Raw genomic sequence first — 17,015 nt, forward strand, 5'->3', positions numbered from 1 at the left:
GGAGAGGTACATGGGCAAGGTAATCGTGGTCACGTCCGGCAAGGGCGGCGTTGGCAAAACGACATCGACCGCAGCATTGGGCGCCGCGCTCGCACAGAATGGCGACAAGGTCGTGGTGGTGGACTTTGATGTCGGCCTGCGCAATCTCGACCTGGTGATGGGCGCGGAAAGACGCGTGGTCTACGATCTCGTCAATGTCATCCAGGGCGAAGCTAAACTGACGCAGGCACTGATCCGCGACAAGCGCGTGGAAACCCTCTATCTGCTCGCGGCATCGCAAACCCGCGACAAGGACAACCTCACGCCGGAAGGCGTGGAGAAGGTTATTGAGGCGCTCAAAAGTGCCTTTGATTGGGTTATTTGTGACAGTCCTGCAGGCATTGAGCGCGGTGCAACGCTCGCCATGCGTCATGCCGACGTCGCTATCGTCGTGACCAATCCGGAAGTTTCCTCGGTGCGCGATTCCGACCGCATCATTGGTCTGCTCGATTCCAAAACGCTGAAAGCCGAGAATGGCGAACAGATGGAGAAGCACCTGCTTTTGACCCGTTACGATGCGGCTCGAGCGGAACGCGGCGACATGCTCAAGGTCGATGACGTTCTCGATATTCTATCGATTCCGCTTCTCGGCATTATTCCGGAAAGCATGGATGTCTTACGTGCATCAAACGTAGGCGCCCCCGTCACCCTGGCGGATGGCCGCAGCGCACCGGCGATGGCCTATTTCGATGCCGCACGCCGGCTCAAGGGCGAAATCCTGCCGATCACCATTCCCGGTGAAAAGCGGAGTTTGTTCGGCAGGATCTTCGGAAGGAAAGCAGCATGAATCTCTTCCGTTTATTTTCCCGGTCTCAGTCTGCACCCGCTGCTCGCGAGAGGCTGCAGGTACTATTAGCCCACGAGAGGGCCTCGGCCGGCGATTCGGATCTTGTCGTCAAATTGCGCGACGAAATCCTCCGCGCCATCTCCAAGCACATGGAGATCGACAGCGAAAAGGTCAGCGTGAAGTTGGAGCGCGGCGTCCAAGTTTCAACCCTCGTCGTCGATGTTGAAATCCCTTTCGATGCAGCGAGGAAGGCGGCTTAAGGGCCGGCATCTTCGGCAGAGCAGGGGCGCGCCCCGCGTCTCACGAGCGCCGATGGCGATGTCACGTTGTTTCATAAATGATGAAGCAAGGCGACATTGCCATCGCCGCCCGAAGCGCTGCTGCTTAAATTCGTTGCCGATCACCTCTCAGGCCCGCAACGGCGGGAGAGCGATCACGACATGCGGGCCGATATCGCCGAAAACCTCCGGCAGTATGGATTTCTCAAATCCGTCGGCCCAAACGCGTCGCCGCAAGAGCGCCAAGGTGGTCAGATGTCGTATCACGTCCACAGCACATCATGGGGCATTTACCAATGCGTTTTGTCTTGCCACACGCGACTACTCTGTAACCGGCCAAACGGTGTCGAGAATTCCCGCTGTCAATCGGCTCGGACTGTTGCCCCTATCCCCCTTTGTTGGCGACCGACGATATGATCGCGTTGCGACTTGCAATGCTCCAGGGCATGGTGTGTGCCAATTTCCTTTTATGGTGGTAGCAAATACGTAAAGGCTGGCCGGTTGATCGACGTCCTGCCCGATTGGGCGCCCAAAAACGGCATCATCCATGCCGGCTTTCCCTCGCGCCGCAGGCTTTTACCTTCCGTGCGGAAACTGCTGGTTTTCCTTGCGGGCGAATACGCGATCCTCTCGGACCGGGAAAATGGCGGAGGTTCAAGATCTCCACCCCGCTCCCAACGCGCGCGCCATCAATCGACCACCATCTGGAACCATATATCGAGAAACTTGCTACGCTTGATCGTGTCACGAAACACGAGAAGTTCCGGGCCGAGTTCGATGCTCTGGAGACTATCAAGCCCTGGGAAGCCTTTGGAATAAGTGAGACCCACTTCTGAAAGTGCTGGCTTGCTAACCGGCGACAGCAGCGCGCGAAGGACAACCCGCGCATCGCCAAGGTTCGGTGCGCCCTTCGGCATGAACGCGACCCACGGAACGGCAAGGACATAATCCTGCGGGGCTATAATCTCCATACCTTCCAGCATGTTTTCGCCGATTGGCAATGTGGAGAGCGGGACGTTGTACAAGACATCCAGCTCTCCGGCTTGGAGAGTGTCCATCAGATCATCTGTCGTATCGTAGATCCGCGCTTTCGCCCCGCCGAAGGCACGCATCAGCCGCCAATAGAGCGACGTCCGTATCGAATCCTGCGATGCCAGCAGGTAGCTGACATCGTCAATGCCGATATTGACGATTCCAACCCGCCGGGACAGACGACTGCTGTTCTGCTCCAGTGCGCGCACCAGTTCGATGCGGGTCCGGGGCATTCGCTCAGTAAACACATCTCGACGCAATACGATGACGGCAGGGTCCGGCCAGAAGCCAAACACTTCATTTCGCCACTGCACGGGGGCGACTGCTCCGACCGTTTCATCGGACGCGGCATACCCTTCATTTGCAACGGAAACAGCAATGTCCGGTGATGAAAGGAGAGCGATGTCGAAAGGCGCATTGGCGGACTGTTTCGCGGCCGCAGCAATCTGTGCGGCGGAAAGCCGTTCATAGGAGAGTTTTGCCCGGGGTATGCGGGCCATCAGCGCCTCTAGCAACGGCGCGATCCGCTCTTCGCTGACAACACCTGCCAGCCTTATCGTTGGCTCTTGGGCGAGCACAGTAGAGGGAACAGTCCAGCACAGCAGAAAAAGGTAAAGCGCAACGTTTCGCGGCCAAGCAGTCAGAGACTTCATGAGGCATCTCCAACGAAAGCAAGAGGCAAAGTGACCTCTACAACAAGCCCCCCGCCGACGCGATCGGCAACGGAAATCGCGCCCCCGAACGCCACAGCAACGTCCTTGGCGATCGCAAGGCCAAGGCCGGTGCCCGGATGCCGATGATCCGCGCGCGCAAAGCGTTGAAATACCTTGCTCTTTGACGAGTCCGGTATTCCAGGTCCCCTGTCCATCACCTGGAGTACTGCCTGGCCTTGCCGGATCGCAACGTCCACATATGTCGGACCAGGGGCGTGGATGAAAGCATTCTCGATAATATTGCGAACCATTTCCCGGCACGCGATATGTTCCGCGACGATGGGGACTGGGGTTTCCTGTACATTCAGGACCAGCAAATGCATCAGATTCGCATAGGCGCTTTCTGCCCTCAGCATTTGCAAAGCGTCTTCCGCAGCCGTGCGAAAATCGATGATTTCGCGCTCCTGCGTTTCGAGACTGTGCATCGTCGTTGCCTCGGAGAGCAACATGTTTGCCAATAAGCCAGCCTCACGTGCGTTGTGATAGATACGGGAAAGCCGTCTTTTCACGTGTGGGTCTTCCGCTTCGTCAAGCCCGACCTCCGCTTGTGCCTGAATAGCGGCCAGCGGGGTCCGCAATTGATGAGCGGCATCGGCGGCGACGCGCTTGACCCCGTCGAGTACCGAGCCCAACCGATCCATGAATTCGTTTAGCGCGGAAACGAGGGCCGACACTTCGACCGGCACTTCCTTGTCAATACGGCTGAGATCAGAGGGCCGCCGCGCCCGCAGATTGCTTTCAATAAGACGCAGCGGTGCGAACGCCGAGCGCACAGACACGAGGATAAGACCGCCCGACAGGAGCGCAACTGCCACGGCCGGCAGCATTCCTTTAACAGTTAGCTCTTCTGCAAGCTCTTGGCGTGCCTCCCTGGTTTCCGCGACCAGAACCCCGATCCAGCCACCTGTTCCTGTCACCGTGTCGGCGCGATAGCGCTGCACCGAAGCGACCCGCACCGGATTTTCCCTGTAGAGGGCATCATAAAGATGCAGTGCTCGCCCCTGTACAGCCGGCATGTCGAGACCCAGTATGGGCGAGCCCGTTACAAGGCTGCCATCGGGCGCTGTTACCTTGTAGAAAACGCGGTTGAGACGGGAGGTCCCCAGAATGGCAAATGCCGAATAGGGAATATCAACCGTCACTTCGCCCTCTTCAATGCCGACAGTATCGGCAATGGCGAGTGCAGATGCTGTCATGACGCGATCGAAAGCCTCATCGGCTGCGCGGTGAGCATAGGCGCGCACAGTCAGGGCAAGCACGCTTCCGATAACAAGAAAAAGGCATGCTGTGCTGATCAGCAGCCGCCGTTCTATCGACAGGCGCGCCATCAACTCACCGCATCGAGCTTGCCGCGCAGCATGTATCCGGCTCCCCGGTGCGTAACGATCTCGACGTTGACGGCTTCCAGTTTTTTGCGGACACGCGAGACCAGCAATTCGACGGCGTTCGGCGTTCCAGCATCATCATGGCCAAAGAGCTTTATATAAAGCCTCTCCTTGCTGACGGTATTGCCCGCATGAATCGCGAGCGTTTCCAGAACCTCGAACTCGCGCCGCCCCAGCTCAAGCGGGTCGCCACCCACACGCGCTGCACGGGTAGACATGTCCACCTCGAGCAAACCGATCCGGATGAGCGAATTGGCAAGCCCCTGGTGCCGGCGTGTCACCGCCCTCAGCCGCGCCTCGAGTTCGCTGAGATCGAATGGCTTGACGATGTAGTCGTCCGCACCAAGATCAAGCAGGCTGATCTTGTCATCCAGTTGATTACGGGCGGTGATGACGAGGACCGGCGTCGGCGAATTGCGCCGCCGCATATGCGCCATCACTTCGAATCCGCTTCGACCAGGAAGGTTGATATCGAGGACCACAACATCAAACTCACCATGAATGGCCAGCTCCTCACCTGAGATGCCGTCTTGAGACCATGTCACATGGTGCCCTGCCCGCGAGAGCTTTGCTTCGATCGCTTCGGCGATATCGACAGAATCTTCTATGACCAGAATACGCATGGGGCTGACAGGACTCTGACAGGAATTTCGGGATATCCCTCTTCCTATAGCAAGTGCTTTGCCGAACGCGAGACGGTAAAACACTTCGGGAGGAGAAAAATGAAGTGCCACCGCACCCTTGCGGCATGGGGAATGCTGGTCATGCTACTAGCAATCAGCAGTACCGCTGCTCATGCTGAATCGTGTCAAAAACGCGCAGACCTGGACCGGGCCTATTGCGACGCCGACGGTGATCTCGTGGCGGATATCCCCCTGGATCCGTCCAAATGGCACAATCCCGATACACTTGTCTGGGGATTCACCCCGATCGAGGAACCGGCGGTTTACGCTCAACTTTTTCGGCCGTTCACGAAACATCTTTCGGCCTGCCTGAACCGGCAGATCGTTTATTATCCTGTGCAATCGGTTTCGGCGGAAATCGCTGCGATGCGGGCCGGCCGCCTGCATTTTGCCGGCTTCTCCACCGGCCCCACGGTTGCAGCCGTCAACACGGCAGGTGCTGTGCCGTTCGCCACGAAAGGACAGAACGGCGAAGTGCGCGGCTACCATCTTGTTGCAATCGTACGCGCGGACTCGTCCTACCACATGCTCGCCGACCTGAAAGGCAAACGTGTCGCCCATGTTTCCGCAGGGTCGAACTCCGGCAATCTTGCACCCCGGGCCTTGTTTCCGGCCAAGGGTCTAACGCCCGACGCCGACTACAAGCCGATCATGTCTGGTGCGCACGACAGGTCCGTCATGGGCGTTGTGTCCGGCGATTATGACATGGCGGCCGTCGCATCGGATGTGCTTCAGCGCCTGGTGGAGCGTGGCGCGGTCGACCGGAAAGCCATACGGGTGCTGTATGAAAGCCCACTGTTTCCGACATCGGCTTTTGCCCATGCCCATGATCTTCATCCCGACCTGACGAAGAAACTGAAAGCCTGTTTCTTTGCCTTCCGTTTTCCGCCCGAGATGACTGCCGCCTTCAACGGTGACGAGGAGTTCCTCCCGGTCCACTACGACGCGGCATGGCAGACTGTTCGCGAGGTCATCGCCGCGGTCGGCGCCTTACCGGACTGACATATCTAAAGACACCCTTCCTTTCCGCACGAAACAAGTGACCCCATGACCCTGCAAAACATTTTGCCGGAGGATCGTCTGCGTCCTCGATCGGCTCCCCCCTGGAGAAGGCTCTCCTATCTGATACGCGTCAACAGCACGGACCCGACACTGCTGCTCGGTCTGTTTCTGCTGATAGTTTTCGCTTACCTCATCCTCGCCCCGGTCGTCCTGCTGCTCGCCGACGCGGTCACCGTGCATTTTGCCGATGTGACACGCACCAAGCAGCAACTCGGCGAGCTCACGGTTTACTATCTGAACCGCGTGCTCTTCTCACCGATTTCGCGGGATCTCTTCTGGTGGCCACTGGCCAACACCGCGATCATATCCGCCGCAGCCATCATTATTGCTTTTCTCGTCGGCGCACCGATCGGCTGGCTGCTCAGCCGCACGGATCTCATCGGCAAGAAGTGGTTCTCCACGGCCCTACTCGTACCCTACATGCTGCCGTCCTGGACGTTCGCCCTTGCCTGGCTGACACTCTTCAAGAACCGCACCACCGGCGGACTTCCGAGCTGGATGGAGACGTTCGGTTTCACGCCACCGGATTGGTTCGCCTATGGCGCTTTTCCGATCGCGCTCATCCTGGCGCTGCACTATGCGCCGTTCGTCATCCTGTTGTTCGGCAACGCCCTGAAGCAGTTCGACACGCAACTCGAGGATTCGGCACGCAGTCTTGGCGCACGCCCTCTTGACGTAGCTCGCAAGATTATCCTGCCGCTGATGATGCCATCGCTGGTGTCGGCGGCGACGCTGATCTTCGCCAAATGTCTTGGTGATTTTGGCGTTGCCTATGTGCTCGGCGTCCCGGTGGGCTTCGACGTGCTTGCGACATCATTGTTCCGTGCCATCTCGACCAGCCAGGCGGGCGCATCCGCCGTGCTTGCCGGCGTCATCGTCCTCGTCGGCACCATCTCCGTTGTCATCGACATGCGCCTTCTCAAGGAGGCCAAGCGTTTTGTAACCATCGGATCAAAGGGCGCGATGGTGCGCCAGACCGCACTGGGCAAATGGCAGGTTCCAGCGGTGCTTTGGGCGCTTGCAATGTTTTTCGTCAGCGCCGGCATACCGCTTATGGCCCTGGCGCTGACGACGGTGATGCGGGTTCCGGGCTCTTTCAGCCTCGACAACTTCACCCTTGATTACTGGATCGGCACCAATCTTGGCACGACCGCCCTACAACAGGGCATCCTGCTAACCGGCGAGTTCTGGCTGGCGCTTTGGAATACCGTCTGGATGGTCGGACTTGCCGCCACCGGCGCTGGCGTGCTCGGCCTGCTCGTTGGCTATTGCGTCGTGCGGTCGCCCGTACCCTTCGTTTCCGTGGCGCTACGTCAGATCACCTTCCTGCCCTATCTGGTGCCCGGCATCGCGTTTGCGGCGGCTTATCTGTCGATGTTCGCCGTGGCGCGTCCTCCACTGCCGGCACTCTATGGCACGCCGTTCATTCTGGTTCTTGCCATCCTTGCAGACCAGATGCCCTTCGCCTCCCGCGCCGGTATCTCTTCGATGATGCAGCTCGGCCGGGAGCCGGAGGAAGCCGGCCAGATTGTCGGCGCAGGCTGGTTCCGCCGCATGCGTTCCATCGTCCTGCCGATCCAGCGCGGCGCCCTGGTTTCGGCAATCCTGCTGCCCTTCATCTCCGGCATCAAAGGGCTCAGCCTGGTTGTCGTCCTTGCCGTTCCCGGCACAGACCTCCTCACCACCTACGCAATCCGCCTTGTCGATTATGGCTACGGCCAGGCTGCAAACGCAGTCGTCCTGATGCTCTGCATCGTCGCCTTCACCGGCACGATGCTCGTCCAGAAAATCGGCAAGAGCAACCTCTCAGACGGGATCGGAAGCAAGTAATGTCCAGCATCACTTTGGAAAACATCGGCAAGAGCTATGGCGGCAGCGGCCCCGCCGCAATCGGCAATCTCAGCATGGAGATTGGCAAGTCGGAGTTTCTCTGCCTGCTCGGCCCGTCCGGTTGCGGCAAGACGACGACATTGCGCATGATTGCAGGCCTGGAACATCCGACTGATGGCCGCATTCTCGTCGATGGCAAGCCGATCGTTTCGGTAGAAGAGGGCATCTTCACCGTTCCGGAAAAGCGAAACATGGGTCTGGTCTTCCAGAACTACGCCCTGTGGCCGCACATGACGATCCGCCAGAACGTCGAGTTCGGCCTGAAGCTGCGCAAGACTGCTACTGTCGAATGTGATGCGACCGTCGACCGGGTCATGACGAAACTCGGCATTGCCAAATATGCAAACCGCTACCCGGCCCAGCTTTCCGGCGGACAGCAACAGCGCGTCGCGCTGGCTCGCATGCTGGCGCTCAATCCATCCATCATCCTTCTCGATGAACCTCTCTCCAACCTCGACGCCAAACTGAGGTTGGAAATGCGCGCGGAACTGAAGCGTATCCATGCGGAAGCCGGTTCGACCATCGTTTTCGTTACCCACGACCAGTGGGAAGCCATGACGCTTGCGACGACCATTGCGGTGATGAGCGAGGGCGAATTGCAGCAGGTCGGCACGCCCGACGACATCTACGAGCGCCCCGCCAACCGTTTCGTCGCGGAGTTCGTCGGCAGTCTACCGATCAACATCATCGAGATGAATGCTGGACAGTCCAGCCCGTTGCTCGGCTGGCTCAAGACTGTTCTCGCGCATTTCGAACTGAGTGGTGCCACCATCGCCTCGGCGGGCGTCCGGCCAGAAGCGGTGCGCCTTGGAGCGCTTGCCGACGGCGAAGCGACACGCTGTGCAGCCGGCCGGTCTGCCATCATCGACGTCGTGCCTACTGGCGGCAGCTGGATTGTCGAGCTTGACGTGGATGGCAGCCGCTTTCTCGCCATCGCGACCGAGAACCCACGCCGGGCCAAGGGCGAAATCATCCATTTCTGGGTCGAAAGAGAGCACTTGCATCTTTTCGACCGGGAGAAGAAGCGCGTCGCCCTTTGACCGGCACGCGAAAACCAAAGGCAACGGAGGAAAGACATGCCTAAAACACTCATCGGCCTGCTGACGGGCGTTTCCGCTCTGGCAATCGGCCTGACACAGGCGATGGCCCAGGAGCCCAAGGAAATCGGCATTCCCGATAGCGAGTATTCGCTGGAAGCACTGATCGAGGCTGCCAAGAAGGAAGCACCGATCACGGTTATCGACGCGACCGGCAAGATCGTCTCGATGGCCGAGAATTTCTCGAAGAAATACGGCCTGAAGGCAACCGGCGTGAAAATGAGCGGCCAGGACCAGGAGCAGGTCATCGCCCGTGAAGCAACCGCCGGCAACGTGCGCACCGACGTGTTCAACATGAGCAATCTGCCGTCTGTGACCAGCCAGATCCTGCCGCAGGGCCATGGCGTTTCCTGGCTTGCCCCTGACCTCAAGGACAAGATCCCGGCCGCCTATCAGAGCCCGGCGATCACCAGCAACAATCCGTGGGTTTTCGCCTATAACACCGACATTCACGGTGAGGCCTGCCCGGTCAGCAATCTCTGGGCACTGACGACCGGGGAATGGAAGGGGCGTGTCGCCATCCCCGATCCGCTTCTGCGCAACGAGACCATGTTCTGGTTCAACCAGATCGCCACGCATGACGACGCCGCGATGCGCGAGGCCTACAAGGCCCAGTTCGGCGAAGAGCTGAAAACGGAGGAAACGAGCGCGACGGCTGAATGGGTCAAGCGTTTGGCTAAGAACAAGCCGATGGTCACCCGTAGCGATACCGACGTCGGTCCGGTCATTGGCGCTCCGGGTCAGGAAAAGCCACCAATCGGTTTCCTCAGCGTTGCCATTTTCCGTGACGCCAAGAAGGATGGTTACGGGATGGGCATCTGCAAGGAGATGAAGCCTTGGGTCGGCCAGCTCACGCCACGCGTCGCGGTGATCGCCGCTGGCACCAAGAGCCCCAACGCCGCCAAGCTCTTCGCCCGCTTCATGATGACGGAAGAAGGCATGGCCCCCCAACTCGGCGACGGCAAGATCTCGACGAACATTGAGGCCAAGATGCCGGAGAAAGAAGTATCCGGCATCGCCAAATACGCCGATCTTCTCTACGTGAATCACTCGGAAACCGCACCGGATGATTTTGCCAAGCTTCAGGATTGGCAGGACTTCTGGCTGCAGTACTCCCGCTGAACATCCATGACCCCACGCCTGAACAGGCGTGGGGTCATGGGCAGTATCGTATTAACGTTTGCGGCTGTCTTTACTGGCACGAGTTAGAACCCGCCGACCGATGTTAGCGCCGAGATATAAGCATACGGTTTCCCGTTGAGATCACGGCGCCTGCAGTGTGGCTCTACTTACGCTTTCCGCTAAGCCTGCGTCAGGAAGAAGATTGCTGGCTAAGGGCGGGATTGACGTTGCGTTCCAGGCTTATCCCATCGGCTGGCCCCTCGTAGTCATCCTGGGCCGAACCAGGTACAGGGAACGCTACCCTCCGCCTAGTTCGCGACGCCCATTACTCTCCCGAGATAGGTGACGTATTCGCCGAACTTCGGCATGGCGCGGGTTGTCGCCGCATTGCGCGGGCGTGGCAGGTCGATCAAGACCTCGTCGATGATCTTGCCGGGGCGATCGGCCATCACCAGGACGCGGTCGGACAGGAAGACGGCCTCGGCGATGCTATGGGTAATCAGCATAACGGTCTTGCGATGCTCCTGCCAGATGCGCAGCAGCTCGACATTGAGCTTGTCGCGGGTGAGTGCATCAAGCGCACCGAAGGGTTCGTCCATCAACAGTACCGGCGGATCGAGAACCAGGGCCTGGCCGATCGACGCGCGCTGGCGCATGCCGCCCGACAGTTGGTGCGGATGCGCGTCGGCGAACTTGGTCAGCGACAGCACTTCGAGGATCTTATCGACGGCCGTATCGCGGGCAGCGGCCGGCATGTTGCGGATGCGTGCACCGAGTTCGACATTGCCGCGGACGGTCAGCCAAGGCAGCATGTTATTGGTCTGGAAAACAACTCCGATATCGGGGCGCGGTGACAGCACCTTTTCGCCCTTGATGCTGGCCGTCCCGGTCTCGTAAGGGATCAGTCCAGCCATGATACGCAGGAGGGTGCTCTTGCCGCAGCCGCTCGGCCCTAGCACCGAGACGAACTCCTGGTTCTTGATAGTGAAGTTGATGTCTTCGAGCGCCTTGAATGCTCCGAAGCTCTTGGAGAGCCCAGACGCCTCGATGTGATTGGCTGCGGAGACGGCATCTAGGCCCTCGCCCGCGTTGGGCAGTTCGCTTGTGGCTGTCGACACCATCTTTTCCTCCGGAAAACGAATATTCATACCTGGATACCCCGCCACCAGACGGACTTTGCCGCGAATTCGATCAGGGCATAGAGCACCAGCGAGATCATCGTGATGACGATGATGCAGCCGAACACCAGGTCGGTGCGCGTCGATGCCGTGCCGAGCATGATCAGGTTGCCAAGACCCCGGTCCGAGCCGACGAGTTCACCGATGATCGCGCCGATCATCGCCAGCGGCATGGCAACACGACAGCCGTCGATGAAGCTCGGAAGCGCGCTCGGCAGACGCAGGGTGGTAAAGGTGCGCCAAGGACCGGCGTTCAGAGCGCGAAAATGCTCCTCGAGGTTCTTCGACGTTCCGGCGAAACCGCCAAGTGTCGCAACCACTATCGGGAAGAAGGCGAACAGGAACGCCATCGCCACCTTGGAGATGAAGCCGTAGCCAAACCAGACGATCATCAGCGGCGCCAAGGCGCTTTTCGGTGTCGTCTGCAAGGCGGTGACCAGCGGATAGATGGTGCGCTGGGCAAACGGTGAGACATAGACGATCATGCCGAGCATGACGCCGACGATGACAGCTGCCCCAAACCCGATCAGCACTTCTGCAAGGGTATACATCGAGTGCTCGAAGACTGCGTTTCTGGATTCCCAGACGGCAATGGCGATCGCCGAGATCGGCGGCAGAATGTAGCTTTTGACTTCAAAATATCGGACGCCATATTCCCAGAAGAGTAGAAACGCACCGAAAAACAAGATGACTTGCGAATAGGCGACAAGCCGTGAACTAACGCCTGGCATATAGGCCTCCAAAAAGCGAGTTGGCATCCGTGGTGAACGGCGCCGGCCGGCGCCGGCGCCCTGGGGTTACTGCCCCTCTTTGTCCTTGATCACCTGGTGCGGTGGCGGCACGACGAAGCGCGCAAAGCGCCACTGATCGAACGCCTCGATATTGCGCTCCCAGACCTGCGGCGTATGCGGATTGTCTTCCGTGACCTGGATCATGTCGCAGTAGATCTCGCAATTGTTGCCGTCGGGGTCTTTGAACACCAGGAAGCAGTTGGCACCCGGACCATGCTTGCCGATACCGCGGACGATTTCAACGCCGCGTTCCTGCAGCATCTCGGCCGCAGCCTCCATGTCCTCCAGGCTGTCGACCAGATAGGAGAAATGCTCGAGACCTGGCCTCGAATATTTCGGCAGGTCGTCGCGATCGGGCGAATCCGCCGGTATTTGCGACAGGGCGAGATCGTGGTGATCGCTTCCTGCCCGCAGAAAAACCATCTTGTCTTCAATCCAGTCCGAAACCTCCAGTCCGACGATGCTGGTGTAGAATTCGACGGATTTCTGGATATCCCGGACCATCAGGACCATATGGCCCAGTTTCCGCACGTTGATCTTCTTCTTCATTGTCTCAATCCCGGGGCTGAGCCAGCCTTATCGGCTGATGTTGCGGTAAAGATCTGTCGTCTTGATGCTGTCGTCGACGACAAAGGCATTGCGGACGAAACCCATGGTCTTTTCCATGCGATCGGAGCGAACGAAGCCCAGGTCCTTGTTTTCCGCATGCGGATCACGAACCAGTGCGTTGATCTGCTCGATCTGTCCCAGCACCACGCTCTTCTTCAGCGTCGGATACTGTTTGACGATCAGATCGGCGGCCTCATCCGGATGCTGTGCCATATACTCGTAGCCGCGATAGGACGCGTCGAGGAACTTATCGACAACCTCCGGCTTGTCGGTCAGCATCGCCTCGGTAGTCACGAAACCGCTGCCGTACATGTCCAAGCCGAAGTCGCGGTACTTGATCATGCCGATTGTCTTGCCGGTTTCCTGGGCGTTCTCAGTGAGAATTGGCAGGCTGGCACCTTCCCAGCATTCGGCAAGATCGACCTGACCTTCAAGGAACGCCGAGGTAATGACAGCCGGGTTCATGCGCAGCAGTTTCAGGTGATCTTTGGGCAAACCGTTCTGTTCAAGCCAGGTTGGAACGATGTTCTGCACCGGCGATGTGGCGCCGCCGCCGACCGACTTGCCGCTGAAATCTGCGAGTTTGGGAGCCGCTTCACCGTCCTTCTGCAGGTAGCAGAGCGCACCCGGCCAAACGGTGTTGATCGAACCAACGAACACGGCCTTGCCGCCATTGGCGCGGTTCAGGATAACGCTCACCGGATCGCCGTAACCGATATCGAACAGGCCCTGGTCGATTTCGTTGACGGTGCGCTGGCCGCCGTATCCCTGGTAGACGGATACGTCGAGACCGGCTTCATCATAAAAGCCCTTGGCCTTGGCAACGAAAACGCCTCCAACGCTCCCTTGCGGCAACCAGGACATGTTGAACGAGATGCTCTCGGCCGCCGAAGCTGCCGTCATCATCGATGCGAGTGCTCCAACCAACGCAGTCAGACGAAGCGATTTTCCAAACATGCTAGCCATACTGTCCTCCTCAGTTTTGCCATCACGGCGTTTTTATATGTGTTAACCCGACATCACCGGATCGGGTTGGTGATCGCTCCAACTTTTTCGACTGACGCGGTCACGATGTCACCCGGGTTCAGGAATTCTCCGGTTCCCATGCCGACGCCATCCGGTGTCCCGGTGGCGATGAGATCGCCGGGCCGAAGCGTCAGGATTGATGAGAGATAGGAAATCTGCTCGGCAACGGAAAAGATCATCGAGCCGGTGCTGTCGTCCTGCTTACGCTTGCCGTTGACATCGAGCGTCAGTCGCAGGCTCTGCGGATCACCGATGCAATCGGCTGGAACGAGCCACGGGCCGAGCGGCGCGAACGTGTCGAAGCTCTTGCCGCGGAACCAGTCATGCTTGAATGGAAAGTCCGTGCGCCGCGTCAGATCGCGGGACGTGATGTCGTTGATCACGGTATAGGCGGCAACGTGATCGAGTGCTTTTTCGACGGGAATATCGCGCCCGCCAATGCCGAGCACTGCGGCAAGTTCGACCTCCCAATCGACCTTTTCGGCGCGTGCCGGGATGATGATTGCCTCATCCGGACCGATAACGCAGGAATCCGCCTTCATGAACACGAAGGGCTGACTCTCGGACTTCGCCGCTAGCACCGTCCCCATCTCCTGCGCATGCTCTACATAGTTCGAAGCGGTAGCAAAGATCCTCGTCGGGCGATAGGGCGCGCAAAGCTTCGTCCCCGTTCCCAGCGGCTCGAATTTCGGGCCACTTTCGACAACCTTGTCAGCAAGGGCAGCAAGGGCTGGCTCAACATCCGTCCACGCATCGAGCATCGCTGAGATACCGCCTGACAGCCACCGGCTCCAGGCTTCTCCGGGGCGCCCCGCGACCCGTGCGACCAAGTCGAGATCATAGACCCCCAGCTCGGTTACCAAGACAGGGCGAACTTCTTCCCTGATGATCCTCTGTCCAAGTGCATGCCAAACCACCGGCTATCTCCTTCCATGCTGTCGGTATCGTTATTGCATACAATTTCTTTTTTGTGTATGCTTGTCAAGCGCATTAGTGCACACAGAGATGAGGGGCAGCACAAAAGCAGCAGCGAGACCGATCGAATTTTCCATGAAGTGGGGGCGGCCCATTCGTTGAAGCGATGACGTGGCTGAGAGAGTGCGGTCTCGTATCGCCGAACCAGTTCGTCGAACGTGAACTGGCCGCACCACTGCGATCTCAGACCCTGAATGACAAAACTCACTCTCCAGCCTCAGAGAAACGAAGGACAATCCATGGATCACCAGACGGCACACCAAACCCAGCAGAACGGCACTTTGCTCCAACGCCTGTTCTCGGACGCCAGAAGCCAGAATGGCTGGCTCGAGCGTCCGGTGGCGCCAGCCCTTCTCGAACAGGTCCATGAACTGGCGCGGATGGGGCCGACGAGCATGAACTGCTCGCCGCTGCGCATCGTTTATCTCGTCAGCGATGAGGCGAAGGAGAGATTGAAGCCTGCGCTCGCCGCCGGAAATGTTGAAAAGATGATGACCTGCCCGGTTGTTGCAATTTTCGCGACCGATTTTGCGTTTGCCGAGCACCTGCCGTTCCTATTTGCCCATACGGACGGAAAAGGCTTTTTCGACCGCAACCCGCACCTTGTCGAGGACACCGCATTCCGCAACGCGACGCTGCAGGCGGCCTATTACATGCTGGCGGCGCGTGCGTTCGGGCTCGATTGCGGCCCGATCTCCGGCTTCAATGCAAAGCAGCTCGACGAGATTTTCTTTACGGGCACGTCCTTGAGGGTAAATTTCCTCTGCGGTCTCGGCCATGGTGACCCCGCAAAGCTGTTTGCGCGCCATCCCCGCTTTTCCTTTGATGAGGTCTGCCAGGTCCTGTGACGGACAAAGCCCCCGGCGAAAGCATCGCCGGGGGCTTGTAGAACAGTGCAAACGGCTTCAAGCCGTCGCGCTTGCCACCACCTTGAGTTCGACCACCATGTCGGGGTGTGGCAATTGCTTTACCCCGACGGTCGTGCGGGTCGGCCCATCGGCGCCGAACCACCTGTTGTATTCGGCATTCATGGCGCCATAGTCGGCCATATCCGTCAGGTACACGGTCACGTCGACGAGATCAGCAAGCGTTGCGCCTCGTGTTGCAAGCGTTGTGGCGATGTTGGCTATAATGGCGCGCAGTTGCTGCGCAACGTCATAGGCGATGGTTCCGTCGGCTCCTCTCGCAACGCCGGCAATGGTTCCGTCAGGCTGCCTGGCACTGACACCGGCGAGGAAGAACAATCCTCCCGCCTGGCGCAAATAAGGATAATTGGCCAGCGGCTTCGCCCGGCCGGCATCCGGTGGGCTCATGCGTTTTCCAACTCGGCTGTCCAGGGCTTGAAGCCGATCTCGGTAGATGCCGCGATGAACTTCTGCACGGTCTGCTGATCCATTTCCACCAGAGGCGGACGCACGGCACGCCAGCTGGCATCGCCGCTATGGCGGGCCAGCGCCAGTTTCATCGCCTGGATAATCGGAAACTGCTGGAACAGCGAGCGCACCGGAGCCACGGCGGAAAACGCCTGCGCCGCGCCAACCGAGGCACTTGCCGAGACGGCATCGACCATTGCCCGGGCGTTGACGTTGGCGGTCGCAGAAATGCAGCCGACAGCGCCCCGTTCGATCGTTTCGCCGAGCAGGATTTCCGATGCCGGGAAAACGCGGAAGCCACCGCCGATCGCCAGATAACGGTTGAGATTATCGCGGTCGCCGGAGCTGTCCTTGACGCCGAGAATATTGGCCGGGTAGCGGCGGCGCAGCGTCTCGATCAGTTCGACGGTAATGGGCACGCCGGTGAACTGGGGGATATGGTAGAGCACGATCGACAGCCTGTCCGAGCCGACGGCCTCGATGAGACTGCCGTAATAGCGGGCCAGACCTTCCGTCGTCACCGGCTTGAAGAAGAAGGGCGGCAGAACGAGCACTGCAGGGGCGCCGGCATCAACAGCTGCGCAGGTCAGCTCGATGGTTTCCTCAAGACTGCACGCACCGACACCGGGCATTAGCGTTCTCGCCGGAATGCCCGCTTCCATGACGCCATCCAGCAACTTTCTCTTCTTACGAAGCGAAAGGGACGCCGCCTCGCTGTTGGTACCGAAGATCGCAAGGCCGGCGTCCTGATCGACGAGCCAACGGCAATGGTCGATGAACTTCGTCGTATTGCAGCTCAGGTCGGGATTGAAGGGAGTAAGGACGGGGGCATAAACGGAAAGCAGATCCGGGCTCATGTTAGTTCACTTTCGCTTTTGACAGGAGAGGCCGCAGGAAAAGAGGCTACATTCTTCCAACGCAAAACGCATGATCTCACGTCCCAATTCTTCTTCGCGCGTATCGAAATGCGCGACG

17 protein-coding genes and 1 pseudogene are annotated in these 17,015 nt (G+C 59.0%); 8 read left to right on the forward strand and 10 right to left on the reverse strand.

What is annotated here, in order from left to right:
• Window positions 1-10: 10 nt before the first annotated feature.
• Together minD and minE are read left to right on the forward strand one after the other, a co-directional pair.
• Complete coding sequence (minD, locus tag ACQY8Q_RS05580; RefSeq protein ID WP_428425465.1) at window positions 11-826, forward strand: septum site-determining protein MinD; 816 nt, start codon at window positions 11-13, stop codon at window positions 824-826.
• On the forward strand, window positions 823-1,086 hold the full coding sequence (gene minE, locus ACQY8Q_RS05585; RefSeq protein WP_113247992.1) for a cell division topological specificity factor MinE: 264 nt from the start codon (window positions 823-825) through the stop codon (window positions 1,084-1,086). The genes minD and minE overlap by 4 nt, the downstream gene beginning before the upstream one ends.
• Window positions 1,087-1,793: 707 nt before the next feature.
• Here the strand turns inward: minE and ACQY8Q_RS05590 are convergent.
• Genes ACQY8Q_RS05590 through ACQY8Q_RS05600 form a run of 3 tightly spaced genes read right to left on the reverse strand, consistent with a single transcriptional unit; the run spans window position 1,794 to window position 4,857 of the window.
• On the reverse strand, window positions 1,794-2,789 hold the full coding sequence (locus ACQY8Q_RS05590) for an ABC transporter substrate-binding protein (RefSeq protein WP_428425468.1): 996 nt from the start codon (window positions 2,787-2,789) through the stop codon (window positions 1,794-1,796).
• Window positions 2,786-4,177 carry a sensor histidine kinase gene (locus tag ACQY8Q_RS05595; protein ID WP_428425470.1) on the reverse strand — a complete coding sequence of 464 codons (1,392 nt, stop codon included), beginning with the start codon at window positions 4,175-4,177 and terminating at the stop codon, window positions 2,786-2,788. The genes ACQY8Q_RS05590 and ACQY8Q_RS05595 overlap by 4 nt, the downstream gene beginning before the upstream one ends.
• A complete protein-coding gene (locus tag ACQY8Q_RS05600) occupies window positions 4,177-4,857 on the reverse strand; it encodes a response regulator transcription factor (RefSeq protein ID WP_428425472.1) in 681 nt (226 codons plus the stop codon). Before ACQY8Q_RS05600 ends, ACQY8Q_RS05595 begins: the two co-directional genes overlap by 1 nt.
• Between ACQY8Q_RS05600 and phnD the strand changes: the two genes are divergently transcribed.
• From phnD to ACQY8Q_RS05625, 5 genes and pseudogenes are all read left to right on the forward strand, one after another.
• The gene (phnD, locus tag ACQY8Q_RS05605) at window positions 4,780-5,919 is read left to right on the forward strand and encodes a phosphate/phosphite/phosphonate ABC transporter substrate-binding protein (protein WP_428425474.1); all 1,140 of its coding nucleotides are present in this window, start codon (window positions 4,780-4,782) and stop codon (window positions 5,917-5,919) included. The two genes, ACQY8Q_RS05600 and phnD, sit on opposite strands and share 78 nt — an antisense overlap.
• Window positions 5,920-5,964: 45 nt before the next feature.
• A complete protein-coding gene (locus ACQY8Q_RS05610; protein ID WP_428425476.1) occupies window positions 5,965-7,809 on the forward strand; it encodes an ABC transporter permease in 1,845 nt (614 codons plus the stop codon).
• Complete coding sequence (locus tag ACQY8Q_RS05615; RefSeq protein WP_428425478.1) at window positions 7,809-8,909, forward strand: ABC transporter ATP-binding protein; 1,101 nt, start codon at window positions 7,809-7,811, stop codon at window positions 8,907-8,909. Before ACQY8Q_RS05610 ends, ACQY8Q_RS05615 begins: the two co-directional genes overlap by 1 nt.
• 36 nt (window positions 8,910-8,945) lie before the next feature.
• Window positions 8,946-10,088: an ABC transporter substrate-binding protein gene (locus ACQY8Q_RS05620; RefSeq protein WP_428425480.1), complete on the forward strand. Its 1,143-nt coding sequence runs from the start codon at window positions 8,946-8,948 to the stop codon at window positions 10,086-10,088.
• Between the two features lie 116 nt (window positions 10,089-10,204).
• A pseudogene (locus tag ACQY8Q_RS05625) lies at window positions 10,205-10,292 on the forward strand (IS6 family transposase); the annotation flags it as partial.
• A gap of 104 nt (window positions 10,293-10,396) precedes the next feature.
• Here ACQY8Q_RS05625 and ACQY8Q_RS05630 read toward each other — a convergent pair.
• The 5 genes from ACQY8Q_RS05630 to ACQY8Q_RS05650 all read right to left on the reverse strand — a co-directional run bounded on the left by ACQY8Q_RS05630 (window position 10,397) and on the right by ACQY8Q_RS05650 (window position 14,609).
• Window positions 10,397-11,209, reverse strand: a complete 813-nt coding sequence (locus tag ACQY8Q_RS05630) for an ABC transporter ATP-binding protein (RefSeq protein WP_428425482.1) — start codon at window positions 11,207-11,209, stop codon at window positions 10,397-10,399.
• A 23-nt stretch (window positions 11,210-11,232) separates the two neighbouring features.
• Entirely contained in the window at window positions 11,233-11,997 is a 765-nt protein-coding gene (locus tag ACQY8Q_RS05635) for an ABC transporter permease (RefSeq protein ID WP_428425484.1), read from the reverse strand.
• A gap of 66 nt (window positions 11,998-12,063) precedes the next feature.
• A complete protein-coding gene (locus tag ACQY8Q_RS05640; RefSeq protein ID WP_428425486.1) occupies window positions 12,064-12,606 on the reverse strand; it encodes a VOC family protein in 543 nt (180 codons plus the stop codon).
• Between the two features lie 27 nt (window positions 12,607-12,633).
• Complete coding sequence (locus tag ACQY8Q_RS05645; protein WP_428425488.1) at window positions 12,634-13,632, reverse strand: ABC transporter substrate-binding protein; 999 nt, start codon at window positions 13,630-13,632, stop codon at window positions 12,634-12,636.
• A 53-nt stretch (window positions 13,633-13,685) separates the two neighbouring features.
• Window positions 13,686-14,609 (reverse strand): fumarylacetoacetate hydrolase family protein, encoded by a 924-nt coding sequence (locus tag ACQY8Q_RS05650; RefSeq protein WP_428425490.1) that lies wholly within the window; start codon window positions 14,607-14,609, stop codon window positions 13,686-13,688.
• Window positions 14,610-14,906: 297 nt separating this feature from the next.
• Here ACQY8Q_RS05650 and ACQY8Q_RS05655 point away from each other — a divergent pair, with 297 nt between their 5' ends.
• Window positions 14,907-15,515, forward strand: a complete 609-nt coding sequence (locus ACQY8Q_RS05655; RefSeq protein WP_428425492.1) for a malonic semialdehyde reductase — start codon at window positions 14,907-14,909, stop codon at window positions 15,513-15,515.
• Between the two features lie 57 nt (window positions 15,516-15,572).
• Here ACQY8Q_RS05655 and ACQY8Q_RS05660 read toward each other — a convergent pair whose 3' ends face one another.
• Together ACQY8Q_RS05660 and ACQY8Q_RS05665 are read right to left on the reverse strand one after the other, a co-directional pair.
• Window positions 15,573-15,980, reverse strand: a complete 408-nt coding sequence (locus tag ACQY8Q_RS05660) for a RidA family protein (protein ID WP_428425494.1) — start codon at window positions 15,978-15,980, stop codon at window positions 15,573-15,575.
• Window positions 15,977-16,897, reverse strand: coding sequence for a dihydrodipicolinate synthase family protein (locus tag ACQY8Q_RS05665; protein WP_428425496.1), 921 nt, complete (start codon window positions 16,895-16,897; stop codon window positions 15,977-15,979). The genes ACQY8Q_RS05660 and ACQY8Q_RS05665 overlap by 4 nt, the downstream gene beginning before the upstream one ends.
• Window positions 16,898-17,015 lie beyond the last annotated feature (118 nt).

Source organism: Pararhizobium sp. (assembly GCF_965279435.1).
Taxonomy (GTDB): domain Bacteria; phylum Pseudomonadota; class Alphaproteobacteria; order Rhizobiales; family Rhizobiaceae; genus Pararhizobium.

Excerpts from the sequence above, each read along its gene's own strand:
- minD (WP_428425465.1), top strand. The coding sequence starts at position 11 with ATGGGCAAGGTAATCGTGGTCACGTCCGGCAAGGGCGGCGTTGGCAAA.
- minE (WP_113247992.1), top strand. The coding sequence starts at position 823 with ATGAATCTCTTCCGTTTATTTTCCCGGTCTCAGTCTGCACCCGCTGCT.
- ACQY8Q_RS05590 (WP_428425468.1), bottom strand. The coding sequence starts at position 2,789 with ATGAAGTCTCTGACTGCTTGGCCGCGAAACGTTGCGCTTTACCTTTTT.
- ACQY8Q_RS05595 (WP_428425470.1), bottom strand. The coding sequence starts at position 4,177 with ATGGCGCGCCTGTCGATAGAACGGCGGCTGCTGATCAGCACAGCATGC.
- phnD (WP_428425474.1), top strand. The coding sequence starts at position 4,780 with ATGGTGCCCTGCCCGCGAGAGCTTTGCTTCGATCGCTTCGGCGATATC.
- ACQY8Q_RS05600 (WP_428425472.1), bottom strand. The coding sequence starts at position 4,857 with ATGCGTATTCTGGTCATAGAAGATTCTGTCGATATCGCCGAAGCGATC.
- ACQY8Q_RS05610 (WP_428425476.1), top strand. The coding sequence starts at position 5,965 with ATGACCCTGCAAAACATTTTGCCGGAGGATCGTCTGCGTCCTCGATCG.
- ACQY8Q_RS05615 (WP_428425478.1), top strand. The coding sequence starts at position 7,809 with ATGTCCAGCATCACTTTGGAAAACATCGGCAAGAGCTATGGCGGCAGC.
- ACQY8Q_RS05620 (WP_428425480.1), top strand. The coding sequence starts at position 8,946 with ATGCCTAAAACACTCATCGGCCTGCTGACGGGCGTTTCCGCTCTGGCA.
- ACQY8Q_RS05630 (WP_428425482.1), bottom strand. The coding sequence starts at position 11,209 with ATGGTGTCGACAGCCACAAGCGAACTGCCCAACGCGGGCGAGGGCCTA.
- ACQY8Q_RS05635 (WP_428425484.1), bottom strand. The coding sequence starts at position 11,997 with ATGCCAGGCGTTAGTTCACGGCTTGTCGCCTATTCGCAAGTCATCTTG.
- ACQY8Q_RS05640 (WP_428425486.1), bottom strand. The coding sequence starts at position 12,606 with ATGAAGAAGAAGATCAACGTGCGGAAACTGGGCCATATGGTCCTGATG.
- ACQY8Q_RS05645 (WP_428425488.1), bottom strand. The coding sequence starts at position 13,632 with ATGGCTAGCATGTTTGGAAAATCGCTTCGTCTGACTGCGTTGGTTGGA.
- ACQY8Q_RS05655 (WP_428425492.1), top strand. The coding sequence starts at position 14,907 with ATGGATCACCAGACGGCACACCAAACCCAGCAGAACGGCACTTTGCTC.
- ACQY8Q_RS05660 (WP_428425494.1), bottom strand. The coding sequence starts at position 15,980 with ATGAGCCCACCGGATGCCGGCCGGGCGAAGCCGCTGGCCAATTATCCT.
- ACQY8Q_RS05665 (WP_428425496.1), bottom strand. The coding sequence starts at position 16,897 with ATGAGCCCGGATCTGCTTTCCGTTTATGCCCCCGTCCTTACTCCCTTC.